The sequence below is a fragment of the Micrococcus sp. KT16 genome, assembly GCF_003315015.1.
In the GTDB taxonomy this organism is placed as follows: Bacteria; Actinomycetota; Actinomycetes; order Actinomycetales; family Micrococcaceae; genus Micrococcus; species Micrococcus luteus.
Genome location: NZ_QNRG01000004.1, coordinates 91,686 through 104,938, shown reverse-complemented (window position 1 = coordinate 104,938; position 13,253 = coordinate 91,686). Strand labels below are relative to the sequence as shown.

12 protein-coding genes are annotated in these 13,253 nt (G+C 73.3%); 2 read left to right on the top strand and 10 right to left on the bottom strand.

Translation table 11 applies throughout. The features are described 5' to 3' along the window. Together lysS and DE149_RS05200 are read right to left on the bottom strand one after the other, a co-directional pair. Complete coding sequence (gene lysS, locus DE149_RS05205; protein ID WP_036384191.1) at window positions 1-1,515, bottom strand: lysine--tRNA ligase; 1,515 nt, start codon at window positions 1,513-1,515, stop codon at window positions 1-3. A gap of 32 nt (window positions 1,516-1,547) precedes the next feature. After that, a complete protein-coding gene (locus tag DE149_RS05200) occupies window positions 1,548-2,537 on the bottom strand; it encodes a D-glycerate dehydrogenase (protein ID WP_069941093.1) in 990 nt (329 codons plus the stop codon). Between the two features lie 167 nt (window positions 2,538-2,704). Between DE149_RS05200 and DE149_RS05195 the strand changes: the two genes are divergently transcribed. Together DE149_RS05195 and DE149_RS05190 are read left to right on the top strand one after the other, a co-directional pair. Then, the gene (locus DE149_RS05195; protein ID WP_069941094.1) at window positions 2,705-4,573 is read left to right on the top strand and encodes an MDR family MFS transporter; all 1,869 of its coding nucleotides are present in this window, start codon (window positions 2,705-2,707) and stop codon (window positions 4,571-4,573) included. Next, window positions 4,566-5,075: a MarR family winged helix-turn-helix transcriptional regulator gene (locus tag DE149_RS05190; protein WP_036380863.1), complete on the top strand. Its 510-nt coding sequence runs from the start codon at window positions 4,566-4,568 to the stop codon at window positions 5,073-5,075. Before DE149_RS05195 ends, DE149_RS05190 begins: the two co-directional genes overlap by 8 nt. A 40-nt stretch (window positions 5,076-5,115) precedes the next feature. Here DE149_RS05190 and DE149_RS05185 read toward each other — a convergent pair whose 3' ends face one another. The 8 genes from DE149_RS05185 to DE149_RS05150 form a co-directional block, all read right to left on the bottom strand. Beyond that, a complete protein-coding gene (locus tag DE149_RS05185; RefSeq protein WP_113914117.1) occupies window positions 5,116-7,179 on the bottom strand; it encodes a M13 family metallopeptidase in 2,064 nt (687 codons plus the stop codon). 151 nt (window positions 7,180-7,330) lie between these two features. Next, complete coding sequence (locus DE149_RS05180) at window positions 7,331-7,813, bottom strand: SRPBCC family protein (RefSeq protein ID WP_036380856.1); 483 nt, start codon at window positions 7,811-7,813, stop codon at window positions 7,331-7,333. 47 nt (window positions 7,814-7,860) lie between these two features. Further along, on the bottom strand, window positions 7,861-8,559 hold the full coding sequence (locus DE149_RS05175; protein ID WP_049146636.1) for a DNA-3-methyladenine glycosylase: 699 nt from the start codon (window positions 8,557-8,559) through the stop codon (window positions 7,861-7,863). Then, entirely contained in the window at window positions 8,556-9,587 is a 1,032-nt protein-coding gene (gene panC, locus DE149_RS05170) for a pantoate--beta-alanine ligase (RefSeq protein ID WP_113914116.1), read from the bottom strand. Before panC ends, DE149_RS05175 begins: the two co-directional genes overlap by 4 nt. 154 nt (window positions 9,588-9,741) lie before the next feature. After that, window positions 9,742-10,440 carry a DUF3618 domain-containing protein gene (locus DE149_RS05165; protein WP_036380847.1) on the bottom strand — a complete coding sequence of 233 codons (699 nt, stop codon included), beginning with the start codon at window positions 10,438-10,440 and terminating at the stop codon, window positions 9,742-9,744. Continuing rightward, a complete protein-coding gene (locus DE149_RS05160) occupies window positions 10,437-10,904 on the bottom strand; it encodes a phage holin family protein (RefSeq protein ID WP_036314802.1) in 468 nt (155 codons plus the stop codon). Before DE149_RS05160 ends, DE149_RS05165 begins: the two co-directional genes overlap by 4 nt. Next, window positions 10,901-11,716 carry a hypothetical protein gene (locus tag DE149_RS05155; RefSeq protein WP_036380841.1) on the bottom strand — a complete coding sequence of 272 codons (816 nt, stop codon included), beginning with the start codon at window positions 11,714-11,716 and terminating at the stop codon, window positions 10,901-10,903. The genes DE149_RS05160 and DE149_RS05155 overlap by 4 nt, the downstream gene beginning before the upstream one ends. 158 nt (window positions 11,717-11,874) lie before the next feature. Next, window positions 11,875-13,101, bottom strand: coding sequence for a glycerophosphodiester phosphodiesterase (locus DE149_RS05150; RefSeq protein WP_113914115.1), 1,227 nt, complete (start codon window positions 13,099-13,101; stop codon window positions 11,875-11,877). Window positions 13,102-13,253 lie beyond the last annotated feature (152 nt).

The window sequence follows — 13,253 nt, the reverse complement described above, 5'->3', positions numbered from 1 at the left end:
TCAGGCCTCCGGCTTGAGCAGCGGGAAGAGGATGGTCTCGCGGATGCCGGCGTCCGTGAACAGCATCACCAGGCGGTCGATGCCCAGGCCGATGCCGCCCATGGGCGGGGCGCCGTACTCGAGGGCGCGCAGGAAGTCCTCGTCCAGCTGCATCGCCTCGTCGTCGCCGGCGGCCGCCATCGCCGACTGGGCGGTCAGGCGCTCGCGCTGGATGACGGGGTCGATCAGCTCGGAGAACGCGGTGCCGCGCTCCATGCCGCCGATGATCAGGTCCCAGGCCTCGATGACCCGGTCGTCCGAGCGGTGCGGGCGCGCGAGCGGCTGGGCGGCCGGCGGGTAGTCGTACACGAACGTGGGGTTCATCAGGGTGGGCTCCACGATCTCGCCGAACAGCTCGATCACGAGCTTCTCCGCGTCCCACGCGGGGTCCACCTTGACCTCGTGCTCCGCGGCGATCGCCCGCAGCGTCTCGGCGTCCGTCTCCGGGGTGATCTCGCGGCCCACGGCCTCGGACAGCCCCGGGTACACGGCGACCCAGGCCCACTCGCCGTCGAGGTCGATGACGCCCTTCGCGGTCTCGAGCCGACGCCCGGCGCCCACCGCGTCCGCGGCGTTGAGGATGATCTCCTGCATGCGCTCGGCCATGACGTGCATGTCCGCCCACGCCTCATAGGACTCGAGGGTGGTGAACTCGGGCGAGTGGGTCGAGTCCACGCCCTCGTTGCGGAACACGCGGCCGATCTCGAACACGCGGTCGATGCCGCCGACGACGGCGCGCTTGAGGTACAGCTCGGTGGCGATGCGCAGGGTCATCGGCTGGTCGAACGCGTTGAGGTGCGTCTCGAAGGGACGTGCGAGGGCGCCGCCGTGGACCAGCTGGAGCATCGGGGTCTCCACCTCCACGTAGCCGTGGCCCTCGAGGGTGCGCCGCACCGCCGAGGTGACCTTGGCCCGGGTGTAGACCATGCGGCGGGCCTCCTCGCGCACGATCAGGTCCGCGTAGCGCTGGCGGACGCGGGTCTCCTCGTTCAGGTCCGCGTGCAGCACGGGCAGGGGGCGCAGCGCCTTGGAGGCCATCTCCCACGCCGAGGCCATGATGGACAGCTCGCCGCGGCGCGAGACGATCACCTCGCCGGTGACGGAGAGGAAGTCGCCCAGGTCCACGACCTTCTTCCACTCGGCCAGGGACTCCTCACCGACGGCGGCCAGGGACACCATGACCTGGAGGCGGACGGCCTCCCCGTCCGCGCCGGACTCCTGCAGGGTGGCGAAGCAGAGCTTGCCGGTGTTGCGGAGGAAGACGACGCGCCCGGTCACCGACACGGTCTCGCCCGAGGTCCAGTCGGGCTCGTGGCCGTCGAACCGCTCACGCACCTCGGCCAGCGCGTGGGTGCGCGGCACCTGCACGGGGTAGGCCTCGCGGCCCGAGGCGAGCAGCTGCTCACGCTTGGCGGCGCGGACGGCCTGCTGATCGTGGTGGTCGACGGCGGCGGAGGCGGAGTTCTGGGTGGTCACGGTCCCCGAGTCTACCGACGGCGCCCCGCCGGTCAGCCGCGCACCTCGGGGTTGACGAGGGCCGGGGCCTCCGCGCCCGTGGCCATGGCGATCGCGTTGCGCGCGGCCAGCTCGGCCATCGCGGCGCGGGTGTCCCGGGTGGCGGAGCCCAGATGCGGCAGGAGCATCACGTTCTCCAGCTCGGCCAGGCCCGGGGCGAGGGCGGGCTCGTCCTCGTAGACGTCCAGACCGGCGCCGAAGAGCCGCCCCTCGCGCAGGGCGGTGACGAGGGCCGCCTCGTCCACCACGGGCCCCCGGGCCGTGTTGACGAGGACGGCGTCGTCCTTCATCTTCGCGATCACGTCCGCATCCACGAGGTGATGGGTGTCGTCCGTCAGGGGCACGTGGAGGGACAGGACGTCCGCGACCTCGACGAGCTCCTCCCAGCGGACCTGACGGACGCGGCCGGCGAGGTCGCCGAGCTCCGCGGCCGCGACCTCCCGGTGCGCGGGCGGCCGCGGCGCGAACACGACCTCCATGCCGAAGGCGAGCGCACGCTCGGCCACCGCCTTGCCGATCCGCCCGAAACCGGCCAGGCCCAGGGTCGCGCCACGCACGTCCCGGCCCACGAGCAGGTCCGGCGCCCAGCCGTGGAAGCGTCCCTCGCGCACCATCCGCTCACCCTCGGGGGCACGGCGGGTCACCCCGAGGATCAGGAGCATCGCGATGTCCGCGGTGGCGTCCGTGAGCACGTCCGGGGTGTTGCCGACGGCGATCCCCCGCCGCGTCGCGGCGGCCACGTCCACGTTGTTGTAGCCGACCGCGTAGTTGGCGATGCCCCTGATCCGCGCGTCGGCGAGCACGTCGGCGGTGAACTTCTGGTCCAGGGCCGCGACGACGACGTCGTAGTCCCCCGAGGCCACCAGCCGCGCGAGCGCGGCGTCCCCTCCGACGTCGGCGCCGTCCACCACCTCTCCGGCCTCGCGCAGCATTCCGAGCCCGGGCTCAGGGAGGCGGGTCATGAGCAGGAAACGGGGGGTCACGGCGGGCCTCACTCTCGGATCGGGGCGGGGAGGACGCGGCGTCGTCCGGCGTGACCAGGCTAACCGCGGACGGCGGGTGCGGCCCGGGCCGACGCCCCTTATGATTGACTCTCGTCAATCATTGACTTATGTCAATCACCGCGCCGCCCCTCCCGCCGAAGGACCCCATGACCCCAACCTCCCCCGCCCCCGAGGCCGTCGCGCCGGCCGGCGCCCCCTCGCTCGAGCGCGCCGCCGCCGACGCCGCGCGCCACCGCTCCGTGCTCCAGGCCCTGACCGGCCTCCTGCTGGGCATGTTCGTCTCGATGATCGCCAACACGGTGGTCTCGACCTCGATGCCGGTGATCATCCACGACATCGGCGGCGACCAGACCGCCTACACCTGGGTCATCACCTCGGCCCTGCTCGCCACGGCCATCGCCACCCCGATCTGGGGCAAGCTGGCCGACCTCGTCAACCGCAAGGTCCTCTTCCAGGTCGCCCTGGCGATCTTCGTCGCCGCCTCCGCGGCGGCCGGGTTCACCCACGATCCGACCTTCCTGATCGTCTGCCGCACCGTGCAGGGCCTGGGCGGCGGCGGCCTCGTCGCGCTCAGCCAGGTGATCATGGCGGACATCATCAGCCCGCGTGAGCGCGGCCGCTACATGGGCCTGTTCGGCGCCGTGATGGCCGTGGCCACGGTGGGCGGCCCGCTCGCCGGCGGCGTGATCACCGACCTGTGGGGCTGGCGCTGGAACTTCTTCGTGGCGGTGCCCTTCGCCGTCGTCGCCCTGGTGATGGTGCAGCGCACCCTCCACCTCCCGCACCGCGAGCGCCAGAAGGTGTCCATCGACTACCTCGGCATCGTGTTCCTGACCGCGGCCACCGCGCTGCTGCTGATCTGGGTCACCAGCGCCGGTCGCGACTTCGACTGGGCCAGCACCACCACCGCGTGGATGCTCGGCGGCGCCGCCGTCGCCACCGTCCTGTTCGTCGTGACCGAGCTGCGCGTCGCCGAGCCGCTCATCCCGCTCACCCTCTTCCGCGACCGCACCTTCACCCTCGCGACGATCGCCTCGATCGCCACGGGCCTGGCCATGTTCGGCTCCTCCGTCTACCTGGCCCAGTACATGCAGCTGGCCCGCGGCGCGACGCCGACCCAGGCCGGCCTCATGACCATCCCGATGATCCTCGGCCTGCTCGTGTCCTCCACGGTGATCGGCGGCCTCATCACCCGCACCGGCGTGTGGAAGCGCTGGCTCGTGATCGGCGCCGTCCTGCTGATCGCCGGCACCGCCCTGCTCGGCACCCTGCACTACGACACCTCCTTCTGGCTGGTGTCCCTCTACATGTTCCTGCTCGGCGCCGGCGTCGGCATGACCATGCAGAACCTCGTGCTCGTGGTGCAGAACACCACCGACCCGCGGCAGATGGGCGTCGCCAGCTCCGGCGTCACCTTCTTCCGCACCCTGGGCGGCAGCATCGGTGTCGCCGTGATGGGCGCCGTGGTCTCCAACGTGGTCCCGGACCGCATCGAGGAGCGCCGCGCGGACCTCGCCGCGGCCCTGCGCAGCCTGGGCCCGGACGCCGCCGAGTGGTCCGAGAGCCTGCAGTCCAGCACCCTGCCACGCGTGGCAGAGATGCCCGACTCGCTGCGGGTGATCTTCGAGGACGTCTACGCGCAGGGCATCGCCCTCGCCTTCCTCGTGGCCGTGCCGCTCGCGATCGTCGCGTTGATCGCGATCCTGTTCCTGCCGAACCTCCCACTGGGCCGCATGACCACCTCCGAGCGCCTCCACGCCACCCGCGCCGACCTGGCCACCCATGCCACGGCCGAGGCCATGCAGACGCTGCCCGCGACCGGCCCGATCCCCGTGGTGACCGCGGCGCAGGGGCAGCATCCGGCCGAGGACCCGGAGGAGTCCCGGTCGGTGTCGGCCGAGCGCCCGGCGACGGCGGTGGCCGACCGGCCCGTCGTCCCCGCGGCGCTGGCCGTGGCAGGGACGGCCCTGCTGGCGGCCGTCGTCACCGCGCTGGTCCGGGCCCGCCGTGGCTGACGGCGCCCCGGACCCGGGCGGAGGCGGCGACGACGCGGGCTTCGAGGCCGCCGTCCAGGGGCTCGAGCAGGCGTTCTCGCGTCTGGTCCTGCAGCACCGCCAGGTGATGGTCCGCTACGCGGCGGCCCTCAGCCCGGCCCTGTCCGTCGGGGCGATGAAGGCGTTCATGATGCTGGCCAACGAGGGGACCATGACGCCCTCGGCCGTGGCCGAGGGCCTGCTGGTGGACCGCGCGCAGGTCTCCCGCATGGTCCGCGACCTCGAGGCCGCCGGGCTGATCACCCGAGAGCCGGACCCGCGGGACCGCCGCTCCGCCCTCCTGAGCGCCAGCCCCGAGGGGCTCGCCCGCCTCGACGCGGTGCGCGGCGGCCCGGCGGGTCGCGGGCTGCGCGACGACCTGGCGCGCTGGGACCGCGAGGACATCCGGACGCTGACGCGCCTGCTGGACCGGCTGGCCGCCGAGCGTCAGACCCGGATGCAGGACCCCGCCGAATCCGAGTGAGCCGCCGGCCGGACCCGCGGGGCCCGGCCGGCGGGCGGGATCACCAGATGGTGACGCGCTCCTCCGGGGCCAGCCACATGGGATCCCCCTCGCGCGTGCCGAACGCCTCGTGGAAGGCGTCGAGGTTCTTGACCACCTGGTTGCAGCGGAACTCGTTGGGCGAGTGCGGGTCCGAGGCGATGCGGGTGACCATGGCCTCCGGTCGCGTGAGCTGACGCCACACGGTGGCCCAGGCGGTGAAGAACTCGCGGTCCCCCGCCGCGGCGTCGAGGGAGGCGCCGTCGCCCTCGTCCCGCCAGATCTCCAAGGCGCGGTGGGCGATGCCCAGGCCGCCGAGGTCGCCGATGTTCTCCCCGAGGGTGAACTCGCCGTTGACGCGGTGGTCCGGGGCCTCGGCCGGGGAGAGCGCGTTGTACTGGGCCACCAGCCGGGAGGTGCGCTCGGTGAACGCCGTGCGGTCCTCCTCGGTCCACCAGTCCTCGAGCCGGCCGGCGCCGTCGTACCGCGAGCCCTGGTCGTCGAAGCCGTGGCCGATCTCGTGGCCGATCACGGCGCCGATCGCCCCCAGGTTCGCGGCCATCGAGGCCTCGGGGTCGAAGAACGGGGGCTGCAGGATGGCGGCCGGGAAGACGATCGCGTTCTCGAGCGGCGAGTAGTACGCGTTCACCGTCTGCGGCGTGATGTGCCACTCCTCCGGGTCCGGCCCGTCCGCGATCTTGCGCAGGTCCCGCTCCCACTCGAGCTCCGAGGAGGAGCGGGCGTTGCCCAGCAGGTCGCCGGCATGGACCTCGAGGGCGGAGTAGTCCAGCCACTTCGAGGGGTAGCCCACCATGGGGCGGAACATCGCCAGCTTCTCGAGCGCCCGCTGACGGGTCTCCTCCCCCATCCACTCGAGCTCCTCGATGGACCGGCGGTAGGCCTCCTGGAGCAGGCCCACGAGCTCGTCCATCGCGGCCACGTGGCCCTGCGGGAAGTGGCGGGCCACGTAGAGCTGCGCCACGTCCTCGCCGGCCGCCCCGTTGACGAACGCGACCGCGCGCTTCCAGCGGGGGCGGACCTCCTCGGTGCCGGCCAGGCGGCGGCCGTAGAAGGAGAAGTTCTCCTGCACGAACGCGTCCGGCAGGAAGCCGGCGAAGGAGCGCAGCACCTGCAGGATCAGCCAGTGACGCCAGTCCTCGAGGTCGGCGGCCTCGGGTCCCTCGAGCAGCCCCTGCACACCGGAGAGGAAGTCCGGCTGCCACACCACGACCTCCGCGGCGCGCTCGCCGGCGGCGTCCACGCCCTCGAGCCAGGCGTCGGCCAGGGGGAAGAGCTCCGTCAGCCGGTCGTGGGTCATGAGGTTGTAGCGGGCCACGGCGTCCCGGGTGCGGACCACGTCCCAGTGCAGGGCGGCGATGCGCTTCTCCAGCTCCACCACCCGGGCGCCCAGCGCGGCGGCCTCGTCCCGGTCCGCGCCGATCCCGGCCAGCGCCAGCAGACGGCCGGTGTGCTCGGTGTACTGCTCGAGGATCTCGGCGTAGGCCTCGTCCCGGTAGTAGGACTCGTCCGGCAGGCCCAGGCCGCCCTGGAGCAGGTGCAGGAGCATGCGGTCCGGGTTCCCGGCGTCGTTGAGGGCGCCGGTGTTGATGAGGCCGGAGACGCCCTGGCGCTGCAGTCGCCCGGACAGGGCGAGCAGCTCCGCGGGGGTGGACACGGTGGCCACCGCCGCCAGGTCCGAGGCGATCGGCTCGAGGCCGCGGGCCTCCACGGTCTCGTCGTCCATGAACGAGGCGTACAGCGCGGCGATCCGGCGCTTGAGCTCCGGATGCTCCGTGCCCTCCGCGTCCTCCTCGTCCAGCGGGGCGAGCGGGACGTCCCGGTGCGCGCCGGCCGCGGCCGTGGCCTGCACGCGCGCCTGGGCGGGGTCGAAGCCCGTGCCGACCTCGCGCACGGCGTCCTCGCACAGGTGCCGGACGGCGAGCTCGGCCGCGTCCCGCAGCTCGAGGAACGCGCCGTAGGCGCCCTGGTCCGCGGGGATCTCGTGGGTGTCCAACCACCCGGCGTTGACGTGGCGGTACAGGTCCTCGCGCGGCGACGGGACTTCGGGCTCGGCGGTGGCGGTCACGGCGGATCCTCCTGGACGTGGGGGGTGGAACGGTCTCGCACGGCACTCTAGCCGTGACACCGGACACGACGACGGGCACCGCACCCTGGCCGGGTGTGTGCCCGTCGTCGAGGGGACGGCCAGCCCGGAGGCCGCCGTCGGGAGGCGGGGGTCAGCCGACCTCGGCGGCCAGCTTCGCGAGCGACTCCTCCATCTGCTCCTCGGACACCATCGGGAAGAGGTTCTTCGCCAGCAGCTCCGGGTCGGTCACGGCGGTCCAGTCGTAGGTGAGGGACACGACCGTGCTGCCGGAGCCGTTGTCCTCAAGCCGGTAGACCCACTGCCAACCCTTGGGCTCGGTGCCGGCGGGGGCGGTCTTCCAGCCGACCAGCTTGTTCGGGTCGTAGGCGACCACGTGGTTGTCGGTCTGGTAGTCGCCCCCCATGTGCTCCGCGTGCATGTTCATGGTGAACACGTCGCCGACCTTCTGGATGCGCTGGGTCTTGTCGTCCGACTGCACCATGCCCGAGCCGTCGAACTTCGCGTGGTTCGCGGGCAGGGTCAGGAAGTCGAACACGTCCTTGGCGGACGCGTCGATGGTCCGGGTGACGGTCTGCTGGGTCTCGCCGTGGGCGGTCTTGTTCATCTCGGTCATGAGATCAACCTAGGCACGGGGCCGGGGCGGGCGACAAGGTCTGAGGCTCAGTCCGGCACGTTGCGGCCACGCCGGAACGCGGACACGCTGCGGTGGCCGGCCACGCTGAACCGCCACGGGAAGCGCACGGAGCCACCCTCCCCCGAGACGCCGACGCGCGGGCCCGTCACGACCTCGATCGGCGGCTCGGCCGGATCGCGGGGCGCGGGCGGGGCCAGGAGGAAGCGGGCGGGCGCGGCCGGCGCGGCGAGGCGGGCCGGGGTGCCGCCGTCGTCGGCCACTTCCGGCGGCGCGGCGACGATCTCCACGGGCGCGTGGCCCATCTCCAGGGTGATGCCGAGGCCCTGGCCGAGGTTGCCCGGGCCGGAGAGCAGCTTGGGGCCGGTGTCCCGGCCACGGCGGGCCACCGCGAGGTCCCCTCCTGCGAGCACCTCGGCCGCACGCAGCAGCACACCGCCGGCCTCCCCCTCGGGGTGGCCCACCAGGTTCAGGCAGCGGTGGATGCCGTAGTTCAGGTACACGTACGTGCGCCGCGGCGGCCCGAACAGCGCGGCATTGCGCTCGGTGCGGCCGCGGAACGAGTGGGCGCCGGGGTCCGCTCCCGCGTTCCCGTACGCCTCGGTCTCGGTCAGCCGCACGGTGACGGCGCCGTCCGGGGCGACGACGGTCAGCCGGCACCCCAGCAGCGTCGCGGCGAGCGCGGGCGAGGGGCCGTCGAAGGCGGCGGCGAGACGCTCCGGGGTCACGGCAGCGGCCCCGCGACGGGCAGCACCATGGTGTCGATCAGCCGGACGGGCGGCACGTGCGCGGCCACGAGGGCGAGGGCCTCGCGGCGCAGCGGCTGGCACAGCAGCTCCGGACCGAGCTCGGCGAAGGTGTCCCGGTCCACCACCACGAGGTGGTCCAGCTCGACGCCCGGCTCGTCCTCGACCATCCGGCGCGCGGCCTGGACGTCGACGGGCTCACCGGCCGCCGCGGCGTCGGCCAGGGAGCGCAGCGCGCGGCTGAGGACGAGCGCGTGCTCCAGGCCCGCGGCGTCCAGGCGGGTGTTGCGGCTGGAGAGCGCGAGGCCCTCGGGCGAGCGGACGATGGGCACGGTGCGGACGTCGACGTCGATGTCGAGGTCCGTGGCCAGGCGGCGCAGGACGGTGAGCTGCTGCGCGTCCTTCTGGCCGAAGTAGCTGCGCAGGGCCGGCACGGCCGGGCGCACGATGTTCCACAGCTTCGCCACGACGGTGGCCACGCCGTCGAAGTGGCCCGGGCGGGAGGCGCCCTCGAGGACCTCCCCCATGCGGCCGGCGGAGACGGTGACGATCGGCGCGTCCGGGTAGCCCGGGTACATCTCCTGCACGTCCGGGGCGAACACGACGTCGGCGCCCGCCGCCGCCAGCAGGTCCAGGTCCGCGTCCAGGGTGCGCGGGTAGTGCTCCAGGTCGGCCGGATCGCCGAACTGGAGCGGGTTCACGAAGATGCTGACCGCGACGACGTCGTTCTCGGCGCGGGCCCGCCGCACCAGGGCCGCGTGGCCGCCGTGGAGGGCGCCCATCGTGGGGATCAGGCCGACGGTGACGGGCTCGGCGTCGCCGTCGTCCGTGGCGTGGGCGACGAGCTCACGGAGAGCGGAGCGCATCTCGGCGACGGTCCGGGCCAGACGCGGGCGCGCGGAGACGCCGTCGGCCTCGGCCGTCACGGGAGCGGGGAGGGCGTCCTCGAGGGTCAGGCCGGTGCCGGCGGGGACGGGGCGCTGGTCGGGGACGCGGTCGAGAGGGGTCACCCTCCGAGTCTAGGCACGGGGCCTCGGGGAGGACTTCCGCCTCACCACGCGCATCTGGTCCAAGGCCTGAGCCGCGGGCCGGATTCGGCCCCGCCACGCGCGACGCCGGCCGGTCCCGTCAACGGGACCGGCCGGCGTCGTGCTCGAGTCGGGCTCAGGCGTCCTTCGCGGTGTCCTTCACCTGGCGGGCGGCGTCCTGGGACTCCGCCTTGAGGCCCTGCGCCGTGTCCGTGCCCTGCTCCTTGAGGTGGGAAGCGGCCTCGGCGGCCGACTCCTTCACGCTCCCGGCGGCCTCGCGGGCGGCGGGCTCGAGGTCCTCGCGCAGCTGCTGGGCGGCCTGCTTGGCCTCGTCCACCAGCGGGGCGGCCTGGTCCTTGAGGCCCTCCGCGGCGCGCTGCTCCGCGCGTGAGGCGGGGATCAGCGAGCTGAGCAGCAGGCCGGCACCGAAGGCGATCAGCCCGGCGGCCAACGGGTTGCCCGCGGTGCGGCCGCGCAGCTGAGCCGGGGCCTGGTGCAGGGCGTGCTGGGCGTCGTCGGCCCACTCGGACACCCGGTCGCCGGCGTCGCCCAGGCGGTCCTGGGCCTGGCCGGCCGCGTCATACGCGGAGGCCCGGGCGTCGTCGACCACCGCGTGGGCGCGATCGCCCAGCGAGGGCTCGTGGCGGTGCTGCTCCGGGGAGCCCATGATGTTCTCCTTCGCGTGGATGAAGCCGTCCTTGATGCGGTTGGTCTGCCGGGACACGGCCTTCGTGGGGCTCACCTTCTCGGCGAGGGCGTCCACGTCCTGGCCGAGCTCGCGGCGCGTGCGCTCGATGTCGGCGCGGATCTCATCGGGGTTGTTGCTCGTGGTCATCGCGTCTCCTTCGCGGGGTTCAGGGTCTCGGGGATCTCCTGAAGCGTCTCCTGGGTCTGCGGCAGACCCTTGATCTTCTCGATGTCCTTCTTGCCCTGCACGGCCAGCACGGCCGCCACGACGCCCCACAGCACGGCCACGATCAGCGCGGCCCAGCCGATCGGCAGGAACACGTCGAGCAGGTGCATCAGGGCGAGGGACAGGAACATCAGCAGGAAGAAGCCGCCGACGGCGGCGCCGGCCAGCAGCCCCGCCCCCTTGCCGGCCTTCTTCGCGGACTCGGTGGCCTCAGCCTTGGCCAGGGCGATCTCCTGGCTGACCAGCGTCGACAGCTTGGCCGACAGGCTCTGGAACATCTCGCCGAGGCTCTCGTGCTCGGCGCGGAACTCCGCCTGCGTGGGCGGCGGGGTGTGCGCGCCGGAGTGCGGCGTCGCGTCGCGGAACGGTTCGTGGGCGGTGCTCATGCGTCACCCCCGGGCCGGGTCTGGTCGAACGGCCGCTCGGCGGTCAGGCCCTGCTGGACCGGCGCCTGCGTGCCATACGGGGTGTCCCCGACGCCGGCCGCGCGGCGGGGCCCGGCGCCGTCCGCGACGCGGCCGTCGGCCTGGGAGAGCGAATCGCTCGAGTAGGCCGGGGCCTGCGAGTCCAGGTGGTGCGGGGTCACGTCCGCGTGCACCGCGTCCGGACGGGTCGTGTGACGGCGCGGCGAGGTGGAGGCGGCGGAGTCGGGCTGGGCGGCGTCGCGGATGCCGCGCGTCAGTCGACCGGCCACCAGCCCGGCGCCCAGGGCGAGGGCCAGGAACGTGCCCGGACGGCGAGCGGCGAAGCCGCGCACGTCCTGCAGCAGGTCCTGCGGGGAAGCGGTCTCCAGGCGCTGCGTCAGGGCCTCGGCACGGTCCGCCACCGAGGCGACGCCCTGGCGCACCAGGTCGGTCTGCGGCTGCTCACCGGAGACCACGCGGTGCAGGTCGTCGGTGTAGCTGCGCACCTGGCCCGCGAACCGCTCCTGCTGGGTCTGCACCTGCGCGCCGACCTGCTCCTGGGCGGAGCCGACCAGCGACTGCACCTGGTCAGCGGCCTCGTCCTTCACCTGGCCGGCCTCGTGCTTGGCGGTGGCCGCGAGGTCCTGGGCCTTGTCCTTGGCGTCCTGGGCCACGGCCTTCGCCTGGCCCTGGGCCTCGCCCGCGGCCTGCTGGGCCTTGTCCTTCGCCTGGTCCTTGGCGTCACGGCCCTCGGCTGAGGAGCCGTGGGCGTTCTTCGGCGTGTTCGTCGTCATGCTGTGCCTTCCTTCGTCCGGGTCGGCGGCCCCTCATGGCCAGCCCTTCTGGCCGTCCACGTCACCGGGTCCACCGGTCCTGAGGGCCAAGGTAAGCACCGCGACGGACGTGCCGGAAGACCTCGGGTCCGCCGGGATCGTCTCCGGTCGGGACGGGGTCAGCGCACCTTCAGGCCCCGCTGGGCGGTCTTGCCGACGCCCCGGCCCGGGTGCTCCTTCTTGCCCTGCATCCAGGTGTCCACGGCCTGCACGCCGAGGTCGGGGTGGTCGGTGAAGAAGCCGTCGATGCCGGCGTCGAGGAACGGCTGGATCATGCCGACCATGTCGCCCCGCGCGTTCGGGTCCGTGGAGGAGCGGAACTCCGTGTAGAGGAACTGGTTCTCGGCGCGGAAGGTGTACGGCACCACCTCAAGGCCCGCGCGGTGGGCGAGGGAGACGAACGCGGTCTCCTCGCCCATCGAGCCGTCCTTCTCCTTGGTGATGATCTGCGCGAAGGCCGGGCCGAGCGTGTCGACGCCGGCCGCGCGGACCTCGCGCATGCCCGCGGCGGTCTCGTAGAAGTCGTAGTCGCGGAGCCCGTCGCCGGCGGCCACGGAGTCATAGGGCGCGCCGGTGACGCTGGAGAGGAACACCGTCTCGGCCTTGAGGCCGAGGTTCTCGTTGAGATCGCGCAGGTTGGCGAGTTCGAAGGACTGCACGGTGGCGGGGGCGTTGCGCTTGTTCAGGCCGTGCTCGTCGAGCAGCTCGACGACGCGCTCCTCCATGGACAGGCCGATGGAGTCGAAGTAGGTGGGGTGCTTGATCTCGGGGATGACGCCGATCTCGCGGCCGTACCGGGCAGAGAGGCGCTCCCGCAGCTCGAGCACCTCCTCGAAGGTGGGCACCTGGTACCGGCCGTCGTAGGACGCGGACTCGGGGCGGACCTGCGGCAGGCGCTCCTTGGCGCGCAGGGTCTTGAGCTCGGCGAGGGTGAAGTCCTCGGTGAACCAGCCGGTGAGGGCCACGCCGTCGACGACCTTGGTGGTCTTGCGGTCCGCGAACTCGGGCCGCTGGGCGACGTCCGTGGTGCCGTCGATCAGGTTCTCGTGGCGGACCACGAGCACGCCGTCCTTGGTGGAGACCAGGTCCGGCTCGATCACATCCGCGCCCTGGGCGGCGGCCAGCTCGTAGGCGGCCAGGGTGTGCTCGGGGCGGTAGCCGGAGGCACCACGGTGACCCACGACGTCGGGGCGCACCACGGGCTTGCCCGTGACGGACTGCGCTGCGGCCGGGGTCGTCGGTGCGGCGGGGGCGGCGGCGGCCGGGGCGGCCAGCGGGGCGCTGACGGCGACGGCGGCGGCGAGGGCCACGAGGCCGCGGGCGGCGTGACGACGGACGGAGGTCATGGAACGGTCCTTTCCGGGAGGGGGATGACCGCTCCAGTGGGCCAGATCCGGGTGTCGACCGGGTGGCCCCCCACCGGCCACAGCCGGCCCGCCCGGTGAACAGCCGGTGACGGGGGCTGATCCGAGAGGTTCAGCCGCCCGTCACGATGCGC

Coding starts and splice junctions, on each gene's coding strand:
- DE149_RS05150 (WP_113914115.1), bottom strand. CDS start 13,101: ATGACCTCCGTCCGTCGTCACGCCGCCCGCGGCCTCGTGGCCCTCGCC.
- DE149_RS05160 (WP_036314802.1), bottom strand. CDS start 10,904: ATGAGCACCGCCCACGAACCGTTCCGCGACGCGACGCCGCACTCCGGC.
- DE149_RS05165 (WP_036380847.1), bottom strand. CDS start 10,440: ATGACCACGAGCAACAACCCCGATGAGATCCGCGCCGACATCGAGCGC.
- DE149_RS05195 (WP_069941094.1), top strand. CDS start 2,705: ATGACCCCAACCTCCCCCGCCCCCGAGGCCGTCGCGCCGGCCGGCGCC.
- DE149_RS05155 (WP_036380841.1), bottom strand. CDS start 11,716: ATGACGACGAACACGCCGAAGAACGCCCACGGCTCCTCAGCCGAGGGC.
- DE149_RS05180 (WP_036380856.1), bottom strand. CDS start 7,813: ATGACCGAGATGAACAAGACCGCCCACGGCGAGACCCAGCAGACCGTC.